29 protein-coding genes and 1 tRNA gene are annotated in these 26053 nt (G+C 42.1%); 6 read left to right on the top strand and 24 right to left on the bottom strand.

All coding sequences use genetic code 11. The annotated features are described in order from the left end of the window. The coding region (gene glnD / locus HOO90_RS00500; RefSeq protein ID WP_292838369.1) for a [protein-PII] uridylyltransferase at positions 1-1905 on the top strand (1905 nt) is incomplete at its 5' end. 20 nt (positions 1906-1925) lie between these two features. Here glnD and HOO90_RS00495 read toward each other — a convergent pair. From HOO90_RS00495 to HOO90_RS00470, 6 genes are all read right to left on the bottom strand, one after another. Beyond that, positions 1926-2201 carry a cupin domain-containing protein gene (locus tag HOO90_RS00495; protein ID WP_292838366.1) on the bottom strand — a complete coding sequence of 92 codons (276 nt, stop codon included), beginning with the start codon at positions 2199-2201 and terminating at the stop codon, positions 1926-1928. A gap of 81 nt (positions 2202-2282) precedes the next feature. After that, the gene (locus HOO90_RS00490; protein ID WP_292838364.1) at positions 2283-2561 is read right to left on the bottom strand and encodes a cupin domain-containing protein; all 279 of its coding nucleotides are present in this window, start codon (positions 2559-2561) and stop codon (positions 2283-2285) included. A gap of 64 nt (positions 2562-2625) precedes the next feature. Beyond that, positions 2626-2715 (bottom strand) — tRNA-Ser (locus HOO90_RS00485). A 63-nt stretch (positions 2716-2778) separates the two neighbouring features. Beyond that, positions 2779-3327, bottom strand: a complete 549-nt coding sequence (gene def / locus HOO90_RS00480; RefSeq protein WP_292838362.1) for a peptide deformylase — start codon at positions 3325-3327, stop codon at positions 2779-2781. Between the two features lie 20 nt (positions 3328-3347). Then, entirely contained in the window at positions 3348-4109 is a 762-nt protein-coding gene (locus HOO90_RS00475) for an S-methyl-5'-thioinosine phosphorylase (protein ID WP_292838360.1), read from the bottom strand. A gap of 163 nt (positions 4110-4272) precedes the next feature. Then, positions 4273-5937, bottom strand: coding sequence for a SulP family inorganic anion transporter (locus tag HOO90_RS00470; RefSeq protein ID WP_292838358.1), 1665 nt, complete (start codon positions 5935-5937; stop codon positions 4273-4275). A gap of 77 nt (positions 5938-6014) precedes the next feature. Here HOO90_RS00470 and HOO90_RS00465 point away from each other — a divergent pair, with 77 nt between their 5' ends. Next, the gene (locus HOO90_RS00465; protein ID WP_292838356.1) at positions 6015-6194 is read left to right on the top strand and encodes a CopG family transcriptional regulator; all 180 of its coding nucleotides are present in this window, start codon (positions 6015-6017) and stop codon (positions 6192-6194) included. 23 nt (positions 6195-6217) lie between these two features. Here the strand turns inward: HOO90_RS00465 and HOO90_RS00460 are convergent, their stop codons facing one another. Next, positions 6218-6571: a YkgJ family cysteine cluster protein gene (locus HOO90_RS00460; RefSeq protein WP_292838354.1), complete on the bottom strand. Its 354-nt coding sequence runs from the start codon at positions 6569-6571 to the stop codon at positions 6218-6220. A gap of 284 nt (positions 6572-6855) precedes the next feature. Between HOO90_RS00460 and hpnC the strand changes: the two genes are divergently transcribed. From hpnC to hpnE, 3 genes are read left to right on the top strand one after another with little or no spacing between them, the layout of a single operon-like run. Then, on the top strand, positions 6856-7716 hold the full coding sequence (gene hpnC, locus HOO90_RS00455; RefSeq protein ID WP_292838352.1) for a squalene synthase HpnC: 861 nt from the start codon (positions 6856-6858) through the stop codon (positions 7714-7716). A gap of 8 nt (positions 7717-7724) precedes the next feature. Then, a complete protein-coding gene (gene hpnD / locus HOO90_RS00450) occupies positions 7725-8564 on the top strand; it encodes a presqualene diphosphate synthase HpnD (RefSeq protein ID WP_292838350.1) in 840 nt (279 codons plus the stop codon). Beyond that, on the top strand, positions 8546-9934 hold the full coding sequence (hpnE, locus tag HOO90_RS00445; protein WP_292838349.1) for a hydroxysqualene dehydroxylase HpnE: 1389 nt from the start codon (positions 8546-8548) through the stop codon (positions 9932-9934). Before hpnD ends, hpnE begins: the two co-directional genes overlap by 19 nt. A 7-nt stretch (positions 9935-9941) precedes the next feature. On the opposite strand, the gene HOO90_RS00440 is transcribed toward hpnE, so the two are convergent. From HOO90_RS00440 to HOO90_RS00405, 8 genes are all read right to left on the bottom strand, one after another. Then, a complete protein-coding gene (locus HOO90_RS00440; protein WP_292838347.1) occupies positions 9942-10808 on the bottom strand; it encodes a UbiA family prenyltransferase in 867 nt (288 codons plus the stop codon). Positions 10809-10821: 13 nt separating this feature from the next. Continuing rightward, positions 10822-12018 (bottom strand): metabolite traffic protein EboE, encoded by a 1197-nt coding sequence (eboE, locus tag HOO90_RS00435; RefSeq protein WP_292838345.1) that lies wholly within the window; start codon positions 12016-12018, stop codon positions 10822-10824. Next, positions 12015-13250, bottom strand: coding sequence for a 3-dehydroquinate synthase (locus HOO90_RS00430; protein ID WP_292838343.1), 1236 nt, complete (start codon positions 13248-13250; stop codon positions 12015-12017). The genes eboE and HOO90_RS00430 overlap by 4 nt, the downstream gene beginning before the upstream one ends. Beyond that, entirely contained in the window at positions 13247-14176 is a 930-nt protein-coding gene (locus HOO90_RS00425; protein ID WP_292838341.1) for a TatD family hydrolase, read from the bottom strand. Before HOO90_RS00425 ends, HOO90_RS00430 begins: the two co-directional genes overlap by 4 nt. Positions 14177-14206: 30 nt before the next feature. After that, a complete protein-coding gene (locus tag HOO90_RS00420) occupies positions 14207-15073 on the bottom strand; it encodes an EboA domain-containing protein (protein ID WP_292838339.1) in 867 nt (288 codons plus the stop codon). A gap of 28 nt (positions 15074-15101) precedes the next feature. Then, positions 15102-16475 (bottom strand): alkaline phosphatase family protein, encoded by a 1374-nt coding sequence (locus HOO90_RS00415; RefSeq protein WP_292838337.1) that lies wholly within the window; start codon positions 16473-16475, stop codon positions 15102-15104. Positions 16476-16809: 334 nt separating this feature from the next. Continuing rightward, a complete protein-coding gene (locus HOO90_RS00410; protein ID WP_292838335.1) occupies positions 16810-17271 on the bottom strand; it encodes a c-type cytochrome in 462 nt (153 codons plus the stop codon). A 149-nt stretch (positions 17272-17420) separates the two neighbouring features. Continuing rightward, positions 17421-18833, bottom strand: a complete 1413-nt coding sequence (locus tag HOO90_RS00405; protein ID WP_292838333.1) for a PQQ-dependent sugar dehydrogenase — start codon at positions 18831-18833, stop codon at positions 17421-17423. A gap of 433 nt (positions 18834-19266) precedes the next feature. On the opposite strand from HOO90_RS00405, the gene HOO90_RS00400 reads away from it, so the two are divergent. Next, positions 19267-19797: a PepSY domain-containing protein gene (locus tag HOO90_RS00400; RefSeq protein WP_292838331.1), complete on the top strand. Its 531-nt coding sequence runs from the start codon at positions 19267-19269 to the stop codon at positions 19795-19797. 128 nt (positions 19798-19925) lie between these two features. Here the strand turns inward: HOO90_RS00400 and radA are convergent, their stop codons facing one another. From radA to HOO90_RS00355, 9 genes are all read right to left on the bottom strand, one after another. After that, positions 19926-21299, bottom strand: coding sequence for a DNA repair protein RadA (gene radA / locus HOO90_RS00395; protein WP_292838329.1), 1374 nt, complete (start codon positions 21297-21299; stop codon positions 19926-19928). Positions 21300-21307: 8 nt separating this feature from the next. Next, a complete protein-coding gene (gene dnaB, locus HOO90_RS00390) occupies positions 21308-22690 on the bottom strand; it encodes a replicative DNA helicase (protein WP_292838327.1) in 1383 nt (460 codons plus the stop codon). 95 nt (positions 22691-22785) lie between these two features. Further along, positions 22786-23307, bottom strand: coding sequence for an SRPBCC family protein (locus HOO90_RS00385; protein ID WP_292838325.1), 522 nt, complete (start codon positions 23305-23307; stop codon positions 22786-22788). A 263-nt stretch (positions 23308-23570) separates the two neighbouring features. Continuing rightward, the gene (gene rplI, locus HOO90_RS00380; protein ID WP_292838323.1) at positions 23571-24020 is read right to left on the bottom strand and encodes a 50S ribosomal protein L9; all 450 of its coding nucleotides are present in this window, start codon (positions 24018-24020) and stop codon (positions 23571-23573) included. Between the two features lie 12 nt (positions 24021-24032). Next, positions 24033-24263 (bottom strand): 30S ribosomal protein S18, encoded by a 231-nt coding sequence (gene rpsR, locus HOO90_RS00375; RefSeq protein WP_013148128.1) that lies wholly within the window; start codon positions 24261-24263, stop codon positions 24033-24035. 31 nt (positions 24264-24294) lie between these two features. Beyond that, a complete protein-coding gene (priB, locus tag HOO90_RS00370) occupies positions 24295-24585 on the bottom strand; it encodes a primosomal replication protein N (protein ID WP_292838316.1) in 291 nt (96 codons plus the stop codon). 11 nt (positions 24586-24596) lie between these two features. Further along, positions 24597-24986, bottom strand: a complete 390-nt coding sequence (gene rpsF, locus HOO90_RS00365; protein WP_292838314.1) for a 30S ribosomal protein S6 — start codon at positions 24984-24986, stop codon at positions 24597-24599. A gap of 248 nt (positions 24987-25234) precedes the next feature. Next, positions 25235-25519, bottom strand: a complete 285-nt coding sequence (locus tag HOO90_RS00360; protein ID WP_292838312.1) for a hypothetical protein — start codon at positions 25517-25519, stop codon at positions 25235-25237. 58 nt (positions 25520-25577) lie between these two features. Beyond that, positions 25578-26053, bottom strand: a 476-nt coding sequence (locus HOO90_RS00355; protein WP_292838310.1) for a UvrB/UvrC motif-containing protein, incomplete at its 5' end; no start/stop codon positions are given.

Genomic DNA, 26053 nt, shown 5'->3' with positions numbered 1-26053 from the left:
AAACAAAACATCATTTCGCCACTCGAAGCAAGACAGATTCAGCAACATCAGCGGAATTTGCAATTATTGCGAATTCGCTTGCATTTTTTAAGTAATCGTCGTGAAGACCGCTTACTGTTTGATTTTCAAAATGATTTGGCTGAGTCGTTAGGATATGTAAACACGCTGCGTAAACGCGCCAGCGAGCAACTCATGCAAAGCTACTACCGTAGCGTCAAATTCGTTAGTTTGATAAATGAAATCTTGCTTAAATCATTTCAGTCAATGATTGTAACGACACCACCAGTGTTGGCATCAATCGATGAATATTTTGAGTCACGGAATGGTTATTTAGAAGCCAAATCAGCAAGCTTGTTGCAAAAACAGCCTTCGGCCATTTTTGAAGCCATTTTAATACTGCAAAAGCATCCTGAACTCAGCGGCTTGGGGGCAAATTTATTACGTAATTTACAACGTGTTAAACGCCTAGTTAATCGTGATTTCAGACAAAATGCGCATAATAAAAAATTATTTATTGAGATATTATCGCAAGCAAACGGCGTTAATCACGCACTGCGTGCGATGAATCGTTACGGCATTTTAGGGAGCTATATTCCGGCTTTCGGTAAAATTATCGGTCAAATGCAACATGATTTATTTCATGTGTACACCGTGGATGAGCATATTTTGAACGTACTGGCAAATTTACGCCGTTTCGCAAAACCTGAGCTTAAGCATGAGTTTCCGCTGTGTAGTCGATTATTCGCTGAATTTGATTCACCACATTTATTGTATTTAGCCGCACTATTTCATGACATTGCTAAGGGTCGCGGCGGTGACCATTCAGAACTTGGCACAGCCGATGCAATGCGCTTTTGTAAGTTACATCACCTGCCCAAAGCCGATGCTGAGTTGGTTGCATGGTTGGTATTTGCACATTTAAAGATGTCTGCAACTGCACAAAAGTCAGATTTATCCGATCCCAGTGTAATTGAAACATTTTCCCACTTTGTGCTGAATCAGCGTCGATTAATTGCACTTTACTTACTCACTGTTGCAGACATCAGAGGAACCAGTCCCCTAGTTTGGAATGCCTGGAAAGCAAGACTGCTTGAAAGTTTATTTACTGCGACTAAACTTGCGCTAAATAATCAACTACTCTACGCCGAACAAGCCATAACCGCGCGTAAATCCGAAGCTGCAGAAAAGTTAAAGCGATTTGGATTAAGGACTCAATCGTATGAGCAGTTATGGGTTAAGTTCGGTGCAAACTATTTTATTCGGCATGAAAGTGATGAGATTGCATGGCATAGCCGACTATTAACCCCACACCTGAACACAGAACGGCCCATAGTGCGTGCACGACTAAGCCCAAGTGGTGACGGTATTCAAGTGATGATTTATAGCAAAGACCAAAATGATCTATTTGCAAGGATATGTAATTTTTTCGACCGCATGGGTTACAGCATTGTTGAAGCAAAAATCTATACCACAGAACACGCTTATGCATTGGATAGTTTTATTGTTTTAGATCAATCAGGTAAGTCAGTAAGTTACAGTGGTTTGTTAAAATTTATCGAAGTTGAACTGACGCAAAAGTTAGATAAAAACAGCCCGCTAGAAGCGCCACTACGTGGTCGCATTAGTCGCCAAGTAAAACACATGCCAATCATGGCGCAAGTGAGTATTTCACAAGAAGCAGACAACAATCATCATCAATTAGAGATTATTGCCAATGATCGCCCTGGCCTGCTTGCTACTCTAGCGCATCAATTTCTAGTGCATAAAATTGAACTGCATAACGCCAAAATCAACACTTTAGGCAGTCGAGCGGAAGATACCTTTCTGATTTCCGCTTATAAAAGACAAAAATTAGATGCTCTACGTCTCATTGCACTTAAAGAAGCCCTTGTTGCAGAGCTTTGATTGCTTTAATAGCGAAGTTATCAACCGAGTTGATAATGTTTGCGTAACGCTTTTTTGATATTCCACGTACAAGATAAACCTGCTGGAAAAGTCACCAAATCGCCCGCTTGAAAGCTAACAGCCGCGCTGCCATCGTTTGGTGTTATCGTGACTTCACCTTCAAGAATATAGGCAATTTCCTGTGTATTAAATCTCCAAGGAAATTGCGATACTTCTTTTGACCAAGTTGGCCAGCGCGTTACACCTAGACTTGCAAGCCTTTCAGACGTTGGCTTTTCTATATTAATTTTGCTCATTTCATTCTCACATTTAATTTAGGCAATAAAAAAGCCTTGATTTCTCAAGGCTTATTCTAGACTACCCTTTAAAAATTGCAATTAAGAGTGTTTGTAGTGTTTTTTCAATTGTTTAGTCACTTCCCAATTGGATTTTAAGCCTTTAGGGAAAACTACAAAATCACCCGCTTTAACAACTACGGTTTCGCCGCCTACTGGTGTAACGCGGATTTCGCCTTCAAGCAAGTAAGCGCTTTCAGTTGCTGAATCAAAGTTCAATGGGAATTTTGATGGTGCACAATCCCAGATAGACCAGCTAGAAACGCCTAGTTCTTTAAGTTTTTCTTGAGATGGATTGTGATCAATAATAATTTGAGTCATTTTTTCGTCCTATACAAAATGGTTCTATTTAAAATAAATGCCGCATAAAGCGGCATTAAGAATCTGGCGGAAGAGGTGAGATTCGAACTCACGGTGGGCTCGCACCCACGACAGTTTTCAAGACTGTAGCATTAAACCGCTCTGCCACTCTTCCAAAATTTTCGTATCAATTTCAACGAAGCAGGATTATAGCAAAGAATTTGTCATCTTGAACACCTCAATCATCAATAATATTTTGCCCAGGAAAAAATACTTCGGTATAGCCAAAATCTTTTAAGTTGGTGATACGCATTGGGTATAACACGCCATCTAAGTGATCACATTCATGCTGCACTACGCGTGCATGAAAGCGGCTCACCAGTCGATCAATAGCATTTCCATATTGGTCAAATCCAGCATACTGCAAATACACGTAGCGCGGCACAATGCCGCGCAGGCCCGGCACAGATAAGCATCCTTCCCAACCATCTTCCATTTCTGCATTTACTGGTGTAATTACCGGGTTAATCAACACCGTGTAAGGCACTGAGTCTGCATCTGGGTAGCGCGGGTTTTTACTCTCATCGGATGCTTTTTGACCAAATATTACAAGGCGCAAACTGACGCCAATCTGCGGTGCGGCAATGCCCGCACCATTCATTGCTTGCATGGTGTCTTCTAAGTCTTGAATCAAGGCATGCAACTCTGGCGTATCAAACTGCTCAACAGGCGCTGCTTTAAGCAATAAACAGGGTTCACCCATACGTAATACCGATTTAACCGCCATACTAATTAACCTTCAATTTTCTAAACTTCATTCTTTTTAAAACCATTTCTTTTCACTAGTTCAGCAATAATATTGCGCACACGCGTCATAGTTTGGTTTAAATTTTCCACAAGGTCTTCATATTGAATCGCATGTAAGCTATCACCACGCCCTGCCGCATGGTTAGCTACTGGGCAGATAGCCGCATAACTAATGCCCAACTCACGCGCTAATGCCGCTTCTGGCATACCTGTCATACCCACCATAGTGGCACCATCGCGTTCCAATCGGTTGATTTCTGCCGCTGTTTCCAACCGTGGGCCTTGTGTTGCTGCATAAATGCCATGATTAATCAGTGTTTCGCCTATACTTTTGGCTGCCAGCTCCCATTTGTCACGTAATTCAGGGCAATATGGCTCGGTAAAATCAATGTGCTTTACAGGTAAATCAATCCCGTCAAAATAGGTGTTTTTTCGACCATGCGTATAGTCAATAATCTGATGTGGCATAGCAATCACACCTGGCGCTAAATCAGTATGAATACCACCGACCGTTGCGACTGCAGCAATTTCAGTCACACCCTGCAAATGCAAAGCAGAGATATTTGCACGGTAATTGACCTCATGCGGTGGAATGGTATGGCCGTTGCCGTGTCGCGCCAAAAATATTACTTCACGTCCGGCAATTTTTCCAAAAATAAGCGGTTGTGAAGGCTCACCATACGGCGTGCGCACAATCAAGCGCCGCGTAATTTCTAAATTGTCTAATTGCGTAAGGCCAGTACCGCCGATAATTGCTAACATAAATTGCCTTCATCAAAAAATCTAGTTTATTTCAATAGCTAGATTCTAACAAAGCTTAGTCAATATATTTAATAATATGCTTCATCAATTTCAAAAACACTAGATTCAATAAGCCGATATTCTCTAAGCTATTGATTAGTAATTAATAATTATTTAAAACTGGTCATTCAGTATGTTTAGAAGAGTGCTTTATTTTAGCACTTTTTGGATGCAAATGAATCTGCTCAATAGTTTCAAGCACATTCTCCCTACCAACCTGCCCTAGAAAACCAGCAATTTTTAATTTACTTATTACGTTTGGTCGCGCCCCACATAGGATCAGCTGCGTTTTATGTTGCTTGCAGTTGTCCAGTAAATCCCAAAGTACTTGTATGCCAGTCGCATCTATAAATGGCACTTTATCTAAACGCAACACAAGATTGTCGGCATGTTTTTGGGCGTTTTCTAAGGCACTCTCTAAATGTTGCGCTGCACCAAAAAAGAATGGGCCTTCTATATTAAAAACCACGGTATTTGGTGGCAATTGAAAATCATTGTTAGCGGTTTCTTCGATTAGCTCCTGAGGCACTTGTTGCACTATTACGACACTTTCAGACATACGCTTCATAAACAGTAAGCAAGCTAGTAGCACACCAATATTCACTGCAATCACTAAATCGCCGAATACTGTAAGTAAAAATGTGATGAGTAATACAGCAACGTCTGACCTTGGTGCCGTGCGAACCATGTGGGAAAAGCGATGGAGTTCACTCATGTTATAGGCTACAACGAACAATATGGCTGATAGTGCACACAAAGGAATATGCGAGGCTAACGGCGCTAACACTAGAATGATAATAACAAGTGTTAGTACATGGACAAGCCCCGCTAATGGGCTGGTTCCGCCATTACGAATATTGGTAGCCGTACGAGCGATAGCGCCTGTTGAGGCAAAGCCACCAAACAAAGGTGAAAATATGTTGGCAATGCCTTGTCCGACCAACTCTTGATTTGAGTCATGTTTAGTACCACTCATACCATCAGCAACAACAGCTGACAATAGCGATTCAATCGCCCCTAATAGCGCAATGGTAAAAGCGGGGCCAATGAGTTTTAATACCTCAGAAAACGTGACAGATGGAAGCTGGAAATGCGGCAAGCTTTGTGGGATCCCGCCAAAAGCACTGCCGATAGTAGCGACATTTTCAAAATTAAAGTACCACTGAATAACGGTTGCAACCACCATGGCTACCAGAGGTGAAGGGATTCGTTTAAAGATCCGCGGAGAAAGTAAAAGTACGGCTAAGGTTAGCAACCCAAGTGCACTGGTTTGAAACTGCATACTAGGAAATGCTTGTAAAAGATGCCAGAACTTCTCATGAAAGTGCTCTGCACCCACTTCTGCCGATAATCCAAAAAAGTCTTTCCACTGCCCAACAAATATAATTACACCAATGCCACTGGTAAAGCCAACGATAACAGGGTCTGGAATGTATTTAATGACACCGCCAAGACGCGTCAACCCCATTAGCATTAGCATCACGCCAGCCATGAGTGTGGCTACCTGTAAACCCTCAATGCCGTACTTAGCTGTGATGCCAGCCAGAATTACTATGAAAGCACCTGTAGGCCCAGCGATTTGCAGTCGACTACCACCAAATAATGAGGTCAGCCCACCTGCGACTATTGCCGTATAGAGCCCTTGTTCAGGTTTTGCTCCAGATGCAATCGCAAATGCCATGGCTAATGGAAGTGCCACTACGCCAACAATCACACCAGCCAAGATATTCTTTAGCCAGTGATGCTTTGATAATAGACCAGCACGCTTTGCTTCCAGTATAGCAATCATAATAAGTAAATTAAGTTTGTGATTAAGTGTTAATTATACTAACATTTGATTAACATTGAATGGAACAAATATTACTTATGGAAAATCGTACTGCACGCCTTACCTTATTGGTTGATCCAATTAAAAAGCAGATATTTGAGGAAATTTGCACAAGACGTGATTTAACTTCATCACAAGTGGTGAGGCAGATGATTCGTGATTATGTGCAGCAATATGGTACGCCAGAGCAACTCGCTCGTATGCCTGTACACGATTAGATTTTGATAAAGAAAAATCTGTACTAAAGCAATATTTGCCGAGTTTCTGTAAGAAATCGGTGAATTTCCCGCTCGGTTTCTATCGCTATCATTACGTTTGGCCTTTTGCCATTGGGGCAAGGCAGACGTGGTGTGGTGCCAAAAAGGCGGCAAATCAATGGGCGTTCCTCGTAAACCTGACATCCCGCTTTGCCTAGATAGGGGCAGTTGTACTCTGCCAGTGCGGTGGCATGTTCACTTTCTGTTTTTATGGGCAATCTAGCCACTTCTTCTGAAGATGCCGTTACTGGGCCACAGCAGTCGTGGCAACCAGGTACACATTTGAATGTGGGAATGCGGTTTCGGAAAAAACGTATTATTTGACTATTTTTGGTCACTTATTTGCCTTGATTTGAATGATTTAAGCTATGGCGATTTTACCATGATTAAAAAACCAATCTTTCCATCATTAATAATTGCTTAGGTCACAGCAGGTGTATGGCTGGATAAGATAGGAAAATCCATTTGATTGCAAAACAGATAACCTTGTGTGCTGAAAATACCAAATAAATACCTTTAATATAAATGCAATCAATCGTTCTATTCCTCCCAAAAGTTGCTCAAAAACCTATTATTTTTATGGCATACTCTCGCCATGATAAATGCACCGACTATAGAAACAATGAAAGAAAGTAGTTTGAAGCTGGCCCAAAGCCATTATGAGAATTTTCCTGTAGCTTCAGTATTTTTGCCAGCACATTTACGAGGGCCAATTAGCTTAATCTATGGCTTTGCCAGACAAGCTGACGACTTTGCGGATGAAGGTGATATTTCGGTTGAACAGCGCTTAGCGCTTTTGAATAGCTTTCGCGATGAATTGGATTTACTTCAAGCCTATATCAAACCGCAAACTGCTTTTTTTGCTGCTTTAGGTACCATGATTAAGGTAAACAGGCTACCATATGCGCCATTTTATGATCTGCTTGAAGCATTTAGCCAAGATGTAAGCAAAACGCGCTATGCCAATTATGACGAAGTGCTAGATTATTGCACACGTTCGGCAAATCCAATTGGACGCTTATTATTACAACTTTATGGACAATCAAACGCGACGAATCTTCAATATTCCGATAACATTTGCACCGCCTTGCAAATTATCAATTTTCTGCAGGATATAGCCATTGATTTCAAAAAAAATGACGGAAAACAACGTATTTATATGTGTCAGGATGAAATGTCAGCTTTTGGCATCACCGAGTCGCAAATAGCTAGTTTTGTACGTGGTGAAGAAAAAGTTGATGAAAATTGGCAGCAATTTCTGCTATTTAATTTACATCGGGTAAATGCCCTGCTCTTCGCTGGCAAGCCTCTTGGGCGAATTTTAACGGGCCGCATTGGCTTTGAAATGCGCATGATTATTGCTGGCGGTGAACGGATTATGCACAAGATAAATAAAGTGAATGGTGATATATTCAATTTCAGACCTAGCCTAAACTATTGGGATTGGCTGGTAATATTTTCAAAGGCGCTGTTTAGGGTATAACGACAACAATGACACCACAGCAATACTGCCAACAAAAAACCGCAGAAAGCGGCTCCAGCTTTTATTACAGCTTTATGTTTTTGCCAAAACAAAAACGTGAGGCCATTACAGCTCTCTACGCCTTTTGTCGTGAGGTGGATGATATTGCCGATGAGTGCACGGATTTTAATATTGCGCAAACCAAACTTAATTGGTGGAGAACTGAAATTGAAAGTCTTTACCAAGACAAACCACAACATCCGGTTAGCAAAGCACTGTTAGCGCCAATTACAACCTATCAACTGAATGCAGAGCATTTCATCGAGATTATAGACGGCATGGAAATGGACTTAAAATTCAACCGTTACGAAGATTTTAAGCAATTACAGCTCTATTGTTACCGCGTTGCCAGTGTGGTCGGTTTGCTGTCGGCGCAGATATTTGGCTTTAATAATCGCAAAACACTTAAATTTGCGCATGATTTAGGCCTAGCTTTTCAGCTCACGAATATTGTACGCGATGTGGGCGAAGACGCCCGCAGAGGCCGCATTTACTTGCCTTTAGACGAATTGGCAAAATTTGAAGTCACTGAAGATGATATTTTGCACAGCCGTGAATCTATCGCCGTTAAAAATCTACTCAATCATCAAATTAAACGTGCTGAAAGTTATTATGATCGTGCGCTTCGTGAGTTGCCAGCGGAAGACCGAGGAAACCAGCGTGTTGGTTTGATGATGGCAGCGATTTACCGCACTTTACTGCGTGAAATTAAGGTCGATGGTGCTGAAAAAGTGTTAAATTCACGTACTTCGCTTGGCGCATTGCGTAAAATTTACTTAGCTTTACAGGTTTGGATAAAAACTTTTTGAATACGCCCCTATTAAATCCAGCTAAAACACATGTGGCTATTATTGGCGGCGGTTGTGCTGGCCTGAGTGCGGCTACAACTTTGGTAGAAAATGGCTATCAGGTCACTTTATTTGAAGCCAGTTCTCAACTCGGTGGGCGTGCACGTACCGTATTGGTTGAAAACAACAGCCTGATGCAGTTGCTTGATAATGGTCAGCATATCTTATTGGGTGCGTATCGTGAAACATTGGGTCTGTTACATAAAGTCGGTGTGGATGAAGAAAAAGCATTTTTGCGCGTTCCTTTGCACATCAATATGCAGTCCAAGTCACTAAAAACGGCATTCTCACTCAAACCACCCCAATACCTGCCCGCCCCGCTCAATTTGCTTGTGGGACTGTTGACTTGCAAAGGTTTGCCCTTCACTGACCGCTTAGCAGCCATTAAGTTAATGATTTACATTAAAAGAAAATCTTTTCAAATTAGCAACGATAAGTTTTTAGAGCAGTTTTTAATCGAGAATAAGCAATCTGCAAGGCTGATTGAAATGCTTTGGGAGCCTCTATGTTTAGCTGCGCTTAACACGCCCATCGCGATTGCCAGCACACGTATTTTTTTAAACGTGCTTAGAGACAGCTTTACTAGTAAATCTTTTGCGGGCAGCAAAAAAAATAGTGACTTTTTATTGCCCAGACTCGATTTATCAAAAATCATCGCCAACCCACTGGTGCAGTTTATTGAGAGTCAAGGTGGAGAAATTAAGCTAAATACACGCGTGCACAAGCTCGTCGAAAATGAGTGTGGATTTAACTTAATGACCCGTGATCATCAACTGTTTTTTAGCCATGTCATCGTTGCCGCCCCTCCCAAAAGAGTAGATAAACTTTTGGAGGGTCTACCCAAATTGCAATATGTGCTAGAACAAACGCAAACCTACGGTTATCAACCTATTTACACCATTTACCTGCAATATCCAGCAGAAACCAAGTTGCCAAGCGTTATGACGGCGCTCACAGGCGCCATTGGACAATGGGTGTTTGATCGAGGTCAGCTTTGTGAACAAGCGGGTTTAATGGCCGTAATAATTAGTGGGAGTGGGCAACATCAATTATTGGAACAAGATGAGTTGGCTTTAATCATTGCCAACGAACTCAATCAAGCATTTCCTGACATTCCTAAACCATTGTGGCATAAAGTAATCGCCGAAAAACGCGCCACTTTCTCTTGCACGCCAAACCTCGCAAGGCCTACACATAAAACTCTACAGAGAAACTTATATCTTGCCGGTGATTACACCTATGCTGAATATCCCGCCACCATTGAAGGTGCCGTAAGAAGTGGAATTGCCTGTGCTAATTTAATCTCAGACGACTTAATTAACCATTCTTAATTAACAGTTAAGTTCCTGATACCCAGCGCTGTAGCTTAAGCGTCAGTAAGAAAGCCAAAATTGATACCGTCATCAGCCAGATTTCATGATGACCAGCGAGAATAATGGCATCCAATAGTGAAACCCCAGCAATTAAGCCAATAATAGCCGATGGAATATCTCCAGGATTTCGACGCATTATTTTTTTTATGGCGAGTGCAATCCAGAAAATAAAGATTATTAATGGTATCAATACGACTAGTTGGTTAATTGCTAAATAAGCGCCATAGAGAATTGGCACTAGCAATAGGGCAAGAGGCCATGCATATTCTAATTGTTTTAGATTTTCACTTTTTGCCGCGTAAGTAAGCCCAATCAAATAGCACAATAAAATGCCCGCTCCAGCATATACCGTTGTACTTGGAATACTTGTTACTGTTAAGGCCGCAGTGATATAGACCAACATGCGACATGAACCCATGATTAAGGGACTAATAGGGTTTGATTTATGATAGGCGTCGTAAAAAATGACACAACTGACCAATAACAGCCCGCTAAAAATGAGGTATGGCGATGATTCTGGAAAGTAACTAATGTAAAACAGCAAAATTAAGCCGAATATCATCATACTAATTCCATATATAGAGACCTGCACTACCGTAACCTCGCCGCGCGGAATCGGCCGATCTTGGCGCATTTGAGCATCAAATTTGTGGTCAAAGGCATCGTTAAGAAACATGCCTGCGACATAAAATAATGACATCGCCGCTAGCAAATAGATGAGTCGCAAGTCTTGCCATTGGCCATTGGCCAATACCACGCCTGTGAATACATTGGTCCAAACGGTGGGTAAATTGGAAATTCTAGCGAGTTGAAAGAACGTTTTTATTTTCATAATCTATTAATTTTCAGGTAGTTAATGCTTCTTTAACCCAAAAGAGTTCATGCGCAATGGCTGTATCAATCGATACTTGTTTTAGATAGGCAGGCAAGACATCCCAGGTATAGGTTTCCACTTCTAGGTGCGTTGAAATCGTCTGCTTGCGCTGTACTTCTAGCGCTTTCTTTAGGAAATCTTTTGTTGAGCGGAATTTTCCAAGTTCATCGTGGAAAATAGGCACATGAAAATGCACTCGCCATTCATCAGGTTGCCTATTTTCAGAAAGACTTTCTAGTGCTTCTGGAATGTCGATATAACGCTTCAAAACACCTTGTTTAATTTCAACAACTTGATGCAAGTAAACTTCATCGTTAAACGCTTGTAGCGCGTCCAATGTTTCTTTTGAAAAATCGTTGATAGACATTCCAGCGCTGATTTGCATTTTGTATATGCTAACCTCTGCTTGTTGCAATTTAAGCAAACATGATTCTATATCCTCAAACTCTACGGCCGCATGGCATAAATCCAAACATAGTCCAATGTGCGATTTTATAGCCCAGAAAGCTTCTGCTTTATTTAATCCACACATCGTTTGTAACGCTGCAATAGCCTTTTCACCAAACAAATGTTGTGTAAAATACGCGACTGTTTCGTCAATAGTTTCCAAAAAACAACATGGTTCTGGTTCTAAAGCCAGAGTAATATGTTTGCCTGATTTTCGTTTTAGCAACACCAAATGGGCGACATGTTTTATGAGGTTACTGGTCATTGTTTCAATGTCAGACTGCAGTTTGATGACCGATTTATACGCGCCTGGCACCGTGGAAATACTGCCTTCAATATGTTCATTCCGCAGTAAATTTGCAAGTAAATCAGCCAGTTTATTTGTGTAAATTAATCGGTCTTGAGAGCGCCAGTCTGGCAGGTAAACGTCTTCCTTAACGCGTTTTCCATGAAACGTGCCGTAAGGAAAGCCATTCAAGGTAAAAACATATAAATTATTCTTAGACAAGAAATGCCTGAAACTTTCTAATTGCGGCGTCTCATGCAGTTCATTTGCAGCCTGAGCAGATAGTCGCAAGCCTATACCAAAGCGCTCCGTAGGAGCCACGTGTGAGCGCACTAATGGAATGTATTTAGTCAAATTTGCTTGAACTTCAGCCCACGTTTCGCCTGCATGAATATTGCTGCAGTAAGTTAAGTGCACGCCATTACCGATATTCATTGGCCAGTTTCACGTTTTCTTAACCAAGCAAGCGCCTGCAGTATTTCATCGGCATGCATTTGATGCACCTCTTGACCTTTGCCGATAGAGCTCAGCATTGTAATGGTAAGTTCGCCACCTAAATGTTCTCTAAACTCTTGCAGTCCTTTGAGCAATACCCACTCATTGTTAGCCGTGCGGAGTTCTAACATAGAATGCCAGAGAAAAAATCCTAAGGCTTTTAATAGTTTATAAACACGGTCGTCCTCACCTTTTTCCAGTAAACCAATTTGCACAGAATAACGGGTATCTAGTGCCAAGCCAATTGCTACGGCCTCACCATGTCTGAGCTCATGTAAGGTTAAGGCTTCCAGCTTGTGAGCTGCCCAGTGTCCATAGTCCAGCGGGCGATTGCTGCCACTTTCAAAAGGATCGCCACCCTTTCCGATCTGGCGCATATGTAACTCGGCACATCGGCGTATTGCGTAGGCAGTCGCTTTAGGCTCAAAATTTCTGAGCGCTTCGCTGTTTTGTTCAATCCAATTAAAAAAATCAGCATCTCGAATCAATGCCACTTTAACGGCTTCGGCCAAGCCTGATGTACGATCACGTACATGTAAAGTACGTAAAAAATTTGAATCATTTAAAACCGCGAATGGTGGATAAAAACTACCTAAAAAGTTTTTTAAGCCGAAGGCATTCACGCCGCTTTTAACGCCAACCCCTGAGTCGTTTTGAGAGAGTACGGTTGTTGGTATACGAATATGCCGAACGCCGCGATGGGTAGTAGCTGCAACATATCCCATTAAATCAAGCACCGCCCCGCCACCAATTGCGACTAGATATGAATGGCGATCTACCCCTAACTCGTAAAGTCTGTGCTGCAAAGTGGTGACTAATTCTGGGTTGTTCTTAGACTGCTCTCCGCCAGGTACTATTTCAGGTGTTGCGACTAACTGTATGTTGTCTCCATGCACGGATACATAACATTGAATATCGTGGATTAAAGATGGCCAACTTGCCGCCACATTAGAATCAATAAATACTGCAATTTTATGGCGTTTGTTTGGTTCTAACCGCGTCAATGTATCTAAAAATATCGGGTTATCACGAGAGAATATACCTTCTGTAAAATATACCGGAAACTCATACGGCACTGCAAACTGCTGCAAATAAACGGCCTCATCAGCGACCACTTGGGTGTTGTCTTGATTGGCTGTTGTTAATACTGACGCTAAATTAGTCGTTTTCATTTGAATGCCAAATCCTTTTCATTGATTACGTCTGTATCTTTTAAACGTGGTTTATTAGGTGTTTGCCCACGTAATACCGAATTACCTTGAAATAAATTTCTTTCATCAATATCTGCTGTTCCAAGCCAATCAGACTCCTGCATTTGACCACTTTGGCTATAAAAAGCTAAAGCATTGCCATAACAAATTGCTTCTACGTCGGCTTGTGCTATCCCTTTCACCTGCATAAGCGTTCCTGTTTTTGGCACCGAAAGTGGGTCAGATACGCCCCAGTCAGCGCTAGAATCAATAAAGATACGTTCTGAACCATATTGTCTTGCCACCTCAACCATGCGTTCACTGCCCATTTTCGTGTTTGGATATAAGGTGAATCCAGCCCAAAATCCGCGGTCTAGAACACATTCGACTGTTTCTTCATTATTGTGGTCAATCACGACGCGACTAGGATCCAAACCCATCTCAATAGCGACCTCCATGCTACGGATAGTGCCTGCTTTTTTGTCACGATGTGGTGTATGCACTAATACCAACATATCTAATTCTTTTGCTAGTTTTAACTGGGCACGAAAATAACGATCTTCCGCTTCGGTTTGGTCGTCATATCCAATTTCCCCAACCGCTACCACACCTTCTTTAAGTAAAAAGCGTGGCAGAATTTCCATCACTTGTTCAGCAAGTGCTTCATTATTGGCCTCTTTGCTGTTTAGGCCGATGGCGGTGTAATGGCGAATTCCAAATTGTGAAGCCCTAAATTTTTCCCAACCTACTAGAGAAGACAAATAGTCAATATAGGTACCTACGCTAGTGCGCGGCTGGCCAAACCAAAAAGCTGGCTCAATCACAGCCACAATGCCTGCAGCAGCCATGCGTTCATAGTCATCTGTGGTACGCGTTATCATGTGACAGTGTGGGTCAATGTATCTCATACTAGCTCCTTATAGATTCAAAATAATGGGTTAGGCAAAAGTAATAGATTCAAGAGTTTGCCAACTTAACGCACCACTTGTGATAGTGCTAGCAAGCCCTGGGGACTGGTTAAACATTCTTCTCGCTTCTAAATCTGGTGAGACTTTTAAGGCTAACATTGCAGCAGCCCGCTCTGTTTGCGTACCTTTTTCAAGTACGCGTTCAACATCAGCCAATAGTGGGCCAGTAGCGTAAGGGCCAACACAACGCCATAATTCAGGGCTAACGCTGCGCCCAGCCGACCAACGCTCATGTGCGTAGTCACTTAACATTTGAGCCAGATTCTTATTAACGCGTTGATCTAGGCCAATAATTGGGTGAAGCGGACTACCAACAAATAGTGCTTTTAGCACCATTTGATTCCAGGCGCCTTCTGGCAACTGCTCGGCGGGGTAAGGATTGTGGTGTGCTACAGCCTCAAACACCACACGCATGTTCGTACGCACGCCTTCAGCGGCACGTAAACGAAACTGTTCTTCATTTGGATATAAATGCAAGCCCTGATACAAGGTAACCAACTCTGCAACATCAGCGGTATTAAAAAGTTGATCTACTCTTCTTAAAAACTGATTGGCATCAAAGGCTGAAGATAAGAGAATATATAAACGGGCTGCTTGCTCTATCGTCCAATTTTGTGGATTCCAACCGGCTCTGGCAAAACTAGCTTGTTGCGATTCAGAGGCGTCTAAGCTTAATAAATGCTTATTGGTTTTTTTGGGGGCAAGACTAAAAAATAGAAATATATCAGCATCTAGGTTGTCGTTTTGAATTTTTCGCACACAATTTTCCAACCATTTCAATGTGTCTTGATTCAGTCGTTTAGTGAGCCATTTCCATAATAATTCTGCTGGAGTCATGATGCTATCCTCTAAGAATTCAAAAAGATTATTTGCCAAATATGTGTGCAAGTAGCAGGTTTTTAATATCGGTGGCAGCGACAGCCTCATCATTTAACAACTCTGGCTTGCTAGTGATAAATAAAGGACCCTCGTCTGGAACATCCGTTGGTCGCCCGTGCGAGCCTTTAATCAAGCTGGCATCTAGTGAAATAACATCCATTAAATAGCGCATACCGAGTTTTTTTTGTGCCAATCTAGCTGCTATTCTCAATTTTGGTAGCTTAAGTGCTGGATCAATTAACAGTTCTACCGGGTCGTAGCCTGGTTTTCGATGAATATCAACCGTGCGCGCGTAATCAGGTGCTTTATCATCATCATAAAAATGATAATAAGTAAACCAACTATCTGCTTTAGCGATAACAATCAATTCACCAGATCGAGGATGATCCAAGCCCAGTGCCTGTTTACCTGTTTCATCTAGCACCTGTTCTACACCTGGTAGGCTTCGTAGCAAATTCGCAACGTCATTGATCAATTCTTTATGTGAAATATATATATGCGCTATTTGATGGTCTGCTACTGCAAAAGCCGCACTAGCCCCTGCATCAAGCAATTCTCGACCAAGCTCATTGCGTACCTGCAACCATCCAGCTTGCCTTAGGGCACGATTGATATGAATGGGACGATTCACCTCGGTGATTCCATACTCCGATAACACAATTATCTCTGCGCCTACTAGCTTCGCAGCCTTGATTAGCACAGCACATTCCGCATCAACTTGTGCGACATCGTGAGCAATACTGGTGTGATTGGGACCGAGTCGTTGTAGGTTGTAATCTAAATGCGGCAGATAAACTAAAGTCAAGGTTGGTTTATCGCGCTCAAATATCTTAAGGGCTGACTGCAGAATCCATTGTGTAGAAACGATATTGGCCATCGGCCCCCAAAAATTAAATAAGGGAAATTGACCATGCTCATCCTGCAACTTATCTCTCAACCCGTTTGGGTGTGTATGAATATCTGGTAACTTACGACCATCTGCAGGGTACATTGGACGAGGCGTAACGGCAATATCAACCGTCGAATACATGTCGTACCACCAAAATAAATTGGCGCAAGTGAACGAAGCATCGCGTTTGCGTGCCGCTTCCCAGACTTTTTCACCATGAACCAGATGGTTGGATTGTCGCCAGAATAATATTTCTGAAAGGTCTCGAAAATACCAACCATTCCCTACAATGCCGTGTTCGCGCGGCAGGGTGCCTGTTAGCATGGTCGATTGAACTGATGTTGTGACTGCGGGGGTAATTGTATCTATAGGCCTCATAGCGCCATGATCTGCCAATTGTTTTAGATTGGGTGCATATTCAAGTAGCGCAGGTGTCAGGCCGACTACATTTAAAACTAAAGTTTGATTCATTTCACCATCCGCCACACCACCCTGTAATTGATTATTTTTTGCAAACAGAAATTATGTGCAGTTTCACATAGGTATTTAAGTCATCATTTGATTGGCTAAAAACTTCATAAGTTATGCAATAATTTTCAACATATTACCCTGCGCTATTTCACTTCAATGCTAGTGTTTGCAATGAATAGTTGGTAGTGAAAACAATCCCAAAACCACCAGGAGTTTTTCCCGACTGAAAGCTATATAATTTAATAATCTAAATCACCTTTTAATAAGCAAATGATTCCATAAAGCTTGGTTATTTTAAATTCAGCACCTTAATTTTTCTTAAAGTATTCTTAGTTTATTGTGGGGTAATACTTCTGATATAACTAATCAGTTTGAGGATTTCATCTTGCGTGATTTCGCGTTTTGAAAATGCCTGCATAGCTCCCGACGCCCCATTGTAAATAACGGCGAACATACCAACATCGTTAGCAGTTTGCGGATATTTAAAAGTTTTGCCAACCAGTGATGGACCCATTTTTCCTTTTGCACCAACGTCGTGACAAGCCACACACCAAGCTTCATAAACTGCTTTGCCTTTTGCGATAGCTTCTTCATTGCCTAGATACGGATTCACGCTAGTGGCTTTAAATTCCTTTAGTGCCGGGGTCTCTTCTTCGCCGTCTTTAAGTGGCGTTTTAATTGGAGAACCATCGAAGGCGTCTGTAAATATGGCTTCTTGAGATTTCACTTCTTCAGCATTGACACTACTTACAAACAAACATAAACAAGTCGTAATGGCAAGGATAAGGTGACTCAAATGACTTGTATAAACAGAGGTATAAAAAAAATTCATTTATTCAAATCCAATTCTTATAATAAAGTGACATTGAAGCTATCTGCCTCACTGAAAAAGGCCTTGCGCAAGCATTTGCGCAAGGCCTCTAAAGCTAGGTCAATAGTTTGACTTTAGATTTGTCGAATTGGTGCAACTTCAGCGCCTTTTGGCACTTTTTCTGCTGGCAGAATGCGCCACAATGCACCTTTAGGGTTAGCAATTGGACCTTTGTCGTCCGTGTAGAAGCAATAGCAATTAACCGCTAAAACATTGCCATCTGCATCTAGGTTGCCAGATGTGAATTGCAATTTTGTTTGACCAAAGTCTTGCAAGTTCCATTTTTTAGCACCTTCATCCCAAGCTGTTCCAAAAAGATGTCCTGAGCACCAGTCGCCAGACAAGTAAGTGTCTTTTAAGCCGCCGTAGTTAGCTACGCCGAGACCTTGAACTGAGCAACCTTGTGGGCCAACCGTTTTAGGGCCGCCTTCGTATGGTGTGCCGTGTGGATATTCAGCTACCGGTAATGTACCTACGATTGGGCAGTTATTATCAGCCGTCGCTGGATGGCAATGAGAACCTTGGTTATGTTTCCAACCGTAGTTTTCGCCACCTTTAGAACTCGCTGGTTGCCAATTGATTTCTTCCCAGTGGTTTTGACCTACGTCAGCAATGAATAAGTCATTGTTACGTTGGTTAAAGTGGAAAGAGTAGGGGTTACGCAAACCATAAGACCAAGTTTCAGGACGCGAACCGATTTGGTTTGCTGTAAAACCTTCTTCAGTAATGCCAAACAAAGACATTAGCTGCGTTTTATCTGCTTTAGCCAATGGGTTTGTTTTTGGAATTCTGTAGGCAACATCATCTGCTGTATCTACGTCGATTCGCAAAATTTTAGACAAAAGGGAGTTCAGGTTTTGACCAGCATTCAGTGGGTCACCTTCCCAACCGCCATCACCTTTACCAATGTACAACAGGCCATCAGCGCCAAATGTAATCATTCCTCCGTAATGGTTATAGTAAGGTTGAGGAATGTTCATGATGCCTTTAGCAGACTTGGTCAGTTGATCTTTGCTAATGATATTAGGACTAGCTTTGTCAACCGTGAAGCGCATCACCAAAGAAGCGCCATTAAATGGCAATGAGGAGTAATGTACAAAAACGTAGCCATTTTCTTTAAACTTAGGGTGAAAAGCGATAGACCACAAACCTTGTTCTACAAAGCCCGTTGCCACGTCAGTGCCTAATGGATTGAAGTTCGTTAAATCTAAGAACGGCTCTTTTTGAACAGAACCATCTTTATTGACAATGCGTACTTTACCCACACGTTCAGTTACAAAAATACGACCAGAACCGTCGTTGCCAGCAGTGACGCCGACTGGGTCATTAAATCCGTCAGCAATTTTCACCAGCGCCAGTTTAGGGGCCCCAGGAATTTTGCCACCAGGACGAGCTACTTCCGTTGGCTTTGTCGGGATGCTTGGTTGTGCTATTGCCCATGAACATAATGCAGATGCTAATAACGCAACTACTATTCGTTTTGACATTGTTGAACCTCCTCAGTTGATATTAATTTTTGTGATAAATCTAAATGACATCAGTCGTTATTAATTAGTGTTTGTATTGATAATTAAAAATTAGCGACATGCTGACAATAAGGCTTAGTGAAAATTTCCGTAAGGGGTTAGTCTCCCGAATTTTTATGGGAATTACTCCTAGTGTTGAATCGAGTTTTTTTATTAAGTGAACTTACTAGGAATCGGCAGGGCAAACACCTAATTGTTAAAAAACTAAACTGACAAAATACGCTTTAAATAGTTAAGATGTTTGACCTAAATCAATTGCTTATTGCTGTAACCAATTGATTTACCTTGATATCAACAGGAAAAATTGATAGACTGATAATGAGTTCATCGGACAAAATCCGTGGAACTCTGGTCACATCACTATTGAATGATCACAACACTATTGGAGAATACTATGAAAAAAAACCTACTTCTTATTTCAGCAGTTGCTGCTGCACTTACATTAACTGCAGGTGTTGCTTCAGCTGATTTTAAAATCCCTAAAACTAAAGTGAGCTTTGAAAAAGCTTTAAAAGCCGCACTGGCTAAGCATTCAGGTGATGTTGAAACCGTTGAGCTTGAGCTAAACAACGGTAAACCACAATACGAATTTGACATTAAAACAGCAGATGGCGTAGAGCATGAAGTTGAAGTCAGCGCTATCACTGGCAAAATTATTGAAGAAGAAATCGAAGTGGCTTCTGCAAGTGATACAACTTTCGCAAGCAAGGCTAAAGTAAGCGAAGCTGATGCAGAAAAAACAGCATTAGCCGCGTTCCCAGGCACTGTGCATGAAAAAGAATATTCGATTGAATCTGATGGCAACCCTTCTTATGAGTTTGACATTAAAACGGCTGACGGCAAAGAAATTGAAGTTGAAGTAGATGCCGTTACTGGTAAAGTGCTTGAGCATGAGGTAGAAGTTTACCAAATCGGTAAAGAGTAATTTTGAAGCAAAAGCAGGCGAATTAACCTGCTCTATTGATAACTGCTTTAGTCACAAAAAAGCCTCTAAGAATTTCCTTAGAGGCTTTTTTTATGCCTAACTTATTATTAACTCAATTATTAACTAAATCAATTATTTCTTAATTGATTTAAAGCCTCTTCCAAGCGTTCTACCGCAATCACTTCGATACCTGCAATTTTTGATTTTGGTGCGTTAGCCTTAGGGACGATCGCTTTGGTAAAACCGAGTTTCGCTGCTTCTTTTAAACGCACTTGCCCGCCCTGCACAGGTCGAACTTCGCCGGCCAAACCTACTTCACCAAACACAATAAGTTTATTGTCTAATGGTTTGTTTTTTAAAGAAGAAACTATTGAAATAATCACGGCTAAATCCACCGCTGGTTCGGAAATTTTAACGCCTCCTACTGCATTAATAAACACGTCTTGGTCAAAGCATGGAATACCTGCATGGCGGTGTAGAACTGCTAACAACATGGCTAAGCGGTTTTGCTCCAAGCCCACACATAAACGTTTGGCATTTGGTGCGTGGCTTTCATCTACCAAGGCCTGAATCTCGATTAAAAGCGGCCGCGTACCTTCCATCGTCACGGTGATGCAACTTCCTGCCACTTGGCCTTCATGATGCGATAAAAATAAGGCCGATGGATTAGAAACTTCACGCAGACCATGTTCAGTCATGGCGAATACACCCAGTTCATTCACAGCGCCAAAACGGTTTTTGAACGCACGGATCAATCTAAAACTAGAATTCTGGTCACCTTCAAAATATAGCACTGTATCGACAATATGCTCTAATACGCGTGGTCCAGCCAATGAGCCCTCTTTAGTCACGTGACCGACCAAAATTACTGTAATGCCTAATTGTTTGGCGATGCGCGTTAGTTGAGCGGAACATTCACGCACTTGTGCCACAGAGCCTGGTGCAGATTGTAAAGCCTCGGAATAAACTGTTTGAATCGAATCTATCACCGCAATATTGGGTTTATGCGTTTGCAAGGTAGCTAGAATCTTCTCAAGATTAATTTCAGCTAAAAGCTCGACTTCACTGGCATCCAACCCTAGACGTTTTGCGCGCATAGCAATTTGCTGTGGTGATTCTTCGCCACTTACATAAATAGCTTGACTAGTTTTACCAAGATGACATAACACTTGCAACAGCAAGGTGGATTTGCCAATACCTGGGTCGCCACCAATCAGCACTACACCACCTTCAACCAAACCACCGCCTAACACTCGATCAAACTCGCTGATGCCTGTTGGTTGGCGCGCAATATCGGCGGCAGTAATGCTGCTGATTTTTTGCAAAGTACTACTTTGCGCTATACCTTCAAACTTATTGGCATAACGATTAGTAGAAGTGACGCTTTCTTCGATACTCTCAACCAGCGTATTCCAAGCCAAGCAGCTTGGGCATTGCCCTTGCCATTTTGGCTCGCTAGCGCCGCATTCTGTGCAACTGTAGATAGTTTTTGCTTTTGCCATGCTAAGCGCTAATAACTATCCGCCATATGGCCGCTACCCGCATAATTCTCAAAACGTGTATGTTGGCCCATGAAGGTTAAGCGTACACGACCAATCGGGCCGTTACGTTGCTTGCCGATAATAATTTCAGCGGTGCCTTTATCAGGGCTGTCAGGATTGTAAACTTCATCGCGGTAGATAAACATAATCACGTCCGCATCCTGCTCAATCGCGCCTGATTCGCGCAAATCGCTCATCACGGGGCGTTTATCGGGGCGTTGCTCAACGCTTCGGTTAAGCTGTGAAAGTGCAATGACGGGAACATCTAACTCTTTTGCCAAGGCTTTAAGCGATCGTGAAATTTCTGAAATCTCTGTTGCGCGGTTTTCACCTTGCCGCCCGGCTGGCGCTGCCATCAATTGTAAGTAGTCAACGACTATTAGCCCCAACTTACCCGTTTGCCTGTGCAAGCGGCGCGCTCTAGCTCGCACGTCAAAACTGCTCAAACCAGCACCTTCATCAATAAATATCGGTGCTTCGTTTAGTTTACCGAGCGCTGTGGTGAGTTTTTCCCAGTCTTCGTCTTCCAACTTACCTGTCCGCATTCGGTGCTGGTCTAAGCGACCGACCGAACCAATCATACGCATAGCAAGCTGTGTAGAGGCCATTTCCATGGAGAACACGGCGACGGGTAGACCAGTATCTAGCGCAACATTTTCAGCAATGTTGAGCGAAAAAGCTGTTTTACCCATGGAAGGTCGACCAGCCACAATGATTAAATCACCGCCCTGCATGCCTGAAGTCATTGAATCTAAATCTGCAAAGCCGGTTGGAACGCCTGTTACATCGGAAGGATTATCACGCGAAAAAAGTTGGTCAATACGATCGGCTACTTGCGGTAGCAAAACTTTAATGTCGACAAAGCCTTGAGTGCTTTTTTTACCACCCTCGGCAATCTGAAAAATCTTAGCTTCCGCTTCATCTAACAGTTGTTGTGCATCACGACCATTCGGCGCATATGCGCTTTCAGCGATACCTGATCCCACGACGACTAATTGCCGCATCACGGCACGTTCATGGACGATTTCAGCGTAACGCCGAATATTGGCTGCCGTAGGCGTACTTTGCGCAAGTGCACCTAAATAGGCAATACCGCCGATGCCTGAGAGCTCAGCCGTACTTTCCAGTGATTCTGCCACCGTAACAATATCCGCAGGTCGATTATGTTCAATCAACTTGGCGATGTGCTGAAAAATCGCTTTATGGTCATGCCGATAAAAGTCATTGGCACTTAAAATGTCCGCCACCTTATCAAGTGCTTCATTTTCAAGCAACAGGCCACCGATGACCGATTGCTCAGCTTCTACAGAATGTGGGGGGATTTTTAATGCATCTAGTTGTTCATCAGCCATGGCTAGATTATACCCAATAAAAAAGCCCGACCAATATTTTGCTTATTGGATTTGCAAAAGATATTTAATTCGAATTGATTTGCTGACAGTTATAGTTACTTCTCAATAATTGCTTTCAGGTTGGCTAGGCCCTCTTCATACTTTGAACCGACCATTTTATCCATACTAAAAAACAAACACATTAATTTGGAAATAAACGGGCTGGTGCCATACATGGCCTGACTTACCTTAGTTGCATCATCAGCTGAACCTAAATTAAACTCAATAGTATTATGGCCTGCAAATGGCTTGATGAAGTCAATTTTCATAACAACTTTTGAATAAGGTTCAGATTCAATAATCTCCATACGCCCTTGCCCGACCTCATTATTGCCATTCCATTCATATACCGCACCAACACCATTAATGGCGCCACTATGCGTGGTTTTAGCTGCAAGATCTATTTGCTCCCAGGGTGACCAAGCCTTCCATAAATGAAAATCATTGATGTGTGGAAATATTCTATCTGGGCTTGCTTGGATGCTAATGGATCGTTCAACGCGAAAATTGTCAGGTTGCAAAGCTGCGTAGACAAGGATAGCCGCGATTAAAGTGACGAAAATAACAATATAAAGCATAAGTCTTCTCCTTATAAAATAAGTGAGCTAGATAATCATTAAAAACATGTTAAAACAACTGCCCTGCAGGCCTCATGGATATTGGCTTCCAAGCATGCACTCCACTTAATTTTTAACATGGCGCCTTTGTGGTCGAAGAAAATACTAGTACCTAGCTGTGGAGATGTCAACCAACGGAATGACAGCAATTTGATATAAACACGATGCAAAAAAAATGGCTACCGAAGTAGCCATTTTTAAGTATTACTTAAGCGTCTTTAAAATTAAGCTTCAGCAACCACTGTTACCGTGATATCAACTACAACATCATGGTGCAATGCGATTGTTACCGCATGATCACCAATGGTTTTCAATGGACCATTTGGCAAACGTACCAAAGCTTTAGTTACTTCAAAACCTTGTGAAGTCAATGAATCAGCGATATCGCCATTTGTAACTGAACCGAATAAACGGCCATCAACGCCCGCTTTTTGTGCGATTGTTACAACAAAAGCCGCTAATTTTTCACCACGCGCCTGAGCAGCAACAAGAATAGCCGCTTGTTGTTTTTCTAATTCCGCACGGCGAGCCGCGATTTCCGCCTTATTTGCTTCAGTTGCGCGTTTTGCTTTACCTTGTGGAATCAAAAAGTTACGGCCGTAACCATCTTTAACTTTAACGATATCACCTAAATTACCTAGGTTACCTACTTTTTCTAATAAAATAATTTGCATGGTCGCCTCCGATTATTGGTGTTTATCTGTGTATGGAAGCAAAGCCAAGAAACGCGCAAGTTTAACTGCTGTCGTTAATTGACGTTGATAACGTGCTTTAGTGCCCGTCATACGTGCTGGAATGATTTTTGCGTTTTCTGAAATGAAATCTTTCAATAAATCCACATCTTTGTAATCAACTTCTTTGATGCCTTCTGCTGAAAAACGGCAGTAACGGCGGCGTTTGTACATTTCTCTTGCCATTTGAAACTCCTAAACTTTTAATTGATATAAGCTATTGGCTTATATGTTCTATCTGGTTAATGTGCATTACCAGTTGTGTGCTTTTCAGGCTACGTTTGGCTAAAAAACCACTCGCTTGAATATGTGAGCCTATTTTCAGACCCTTTAATGCTAAATCACCTAAAGCGACCGCATTGACTTCACATTCCACCTTACGCTTCATGCCAGCTTCAACTTGCTCTGAAACATGACGCAATACAACACTTAACAACGGTATGCCTGCTGGCGTGTAACGAAGCGGCTCAATTAGCACAACTTCTGCTTGCAACACCAGTTTATTCACAATGTTACGAATTAAGCTGCTTCAACCTCAGATACTTCAGCGACTACTGGCGCTGCATCACGGCTCAACACTGATTTAGATTTCTCTTCCTTCATCATTGGTGATGGTGCAGTCACGGCGGCTTTTTTCGAAATCAATAAATGACGTAATACGGCATCATTGAATTTGAAACCATGCTCAAGCTCAGCTAATACTTCGAGATTGCACTCAATGTTCATTAACACATAGTGTGCTTTGTGGATTTTTTGAATTTGGTAAGCCAGTTGACGACGACCCCAGTCTTCGAGGCGATGAACTGTACCGCCACTTGCTGTGATAAGTGTGCGATAACGCTCAATCATCGCTGGCACTTGTTCGCTTTGGTCCGGATGGACGATAAACACTAGTTCATAATGTCTCATTAGTACTCCTTATGGATTATAGCCACCTGCAAAATGTTCAATTTCCATTGAGCATTACAAACTTCTTTAAAGATGCAGTGTGACAAGGTTAAATTGTCTTTGCCTAGTAGGCTTATTTTTAAGACTATAAGACTACATGGCAAGCGCGCGATTATAGAGAAAAGTCAGTAACTAATCAAATTATATTAATCACTTTTTGTTGAAATGTGGGGGATGCAACTTGGTTTACACTAAACTCCAGCTCAAAATTAAAGAGTTACGCAATTATAAAATCCTTTGTGTGCATAGCAATGCGTGTGTCTTGGCATATTGTTATATTGACTAAAGCGCTTATAGTCATCTTGCGCCGCTAATTGCAAAATGCAGCTACGCCAAGCATCCGAGGCTGGGTCATAACCCAGTTTATTGCATGCAGGCCCATAAACTTGAATCATTTGCTCAACTTCACGTTCAACTTTAGCAGCTCGCTCGGCAGGAGTAGTAGCACAGCCAGTAAAAAATGTGGTGAGTAATATAATTATCCATAGACGCATTTCCATTCTCCTTTAAGACATTACTGCTAAGACCGATAACCAACAGGCATGGTTCAAGCTAAATCAAATCGGGCATTTCTGCCCCAAAGAACTTGGTTCTCAGGGTTTTAAGCTGATCTCTGAAGTCCGCTGCTTTCTCAAACTCAAGATTTTTGGCGGCATCATGCATAGCTTTTTCCAATCGCTTTAACTCTTTAGCGATTTGTTTCTCACTTAGTGATTCATAATTTGCCTGCTCTTGCAGCACTTTGCGCTCACGCAAAGCTTCATCCTTATCGTACACACCATCGATGATGTCTTTTATGCGTTTGCTAATGCCTTTTGGCACAATGCCATTGACGGAGTTAAATGTAAGCTGAACGCCTCGCCTTCTTTCTGTTTCATCCATTGCCAGCTTCATGCTACGGGTAATTTTATTCGCATAAAAAATCACTTTGCCGTTTAAGTTTCGCGCGGCACGTCCTGCCGTTTGTATCAAGCTACGCTCTGAACGTAAAAATCCTTCTTTATCTGCATCGAGCACGGCAACCAATG

Source organism: Methylotenera sp., assembly GCF_013141425.1.
Classification (GTDB): Bacteria; Pseudomonadota; Gammaproteobacteria; order Burkholderiales; family Methylophilaceae; genus Methylotenera.
Note: the sequence above shows the minus strand (reverse complement) of the source record. Positions and strands in the feature narration are given on the sequence as shown.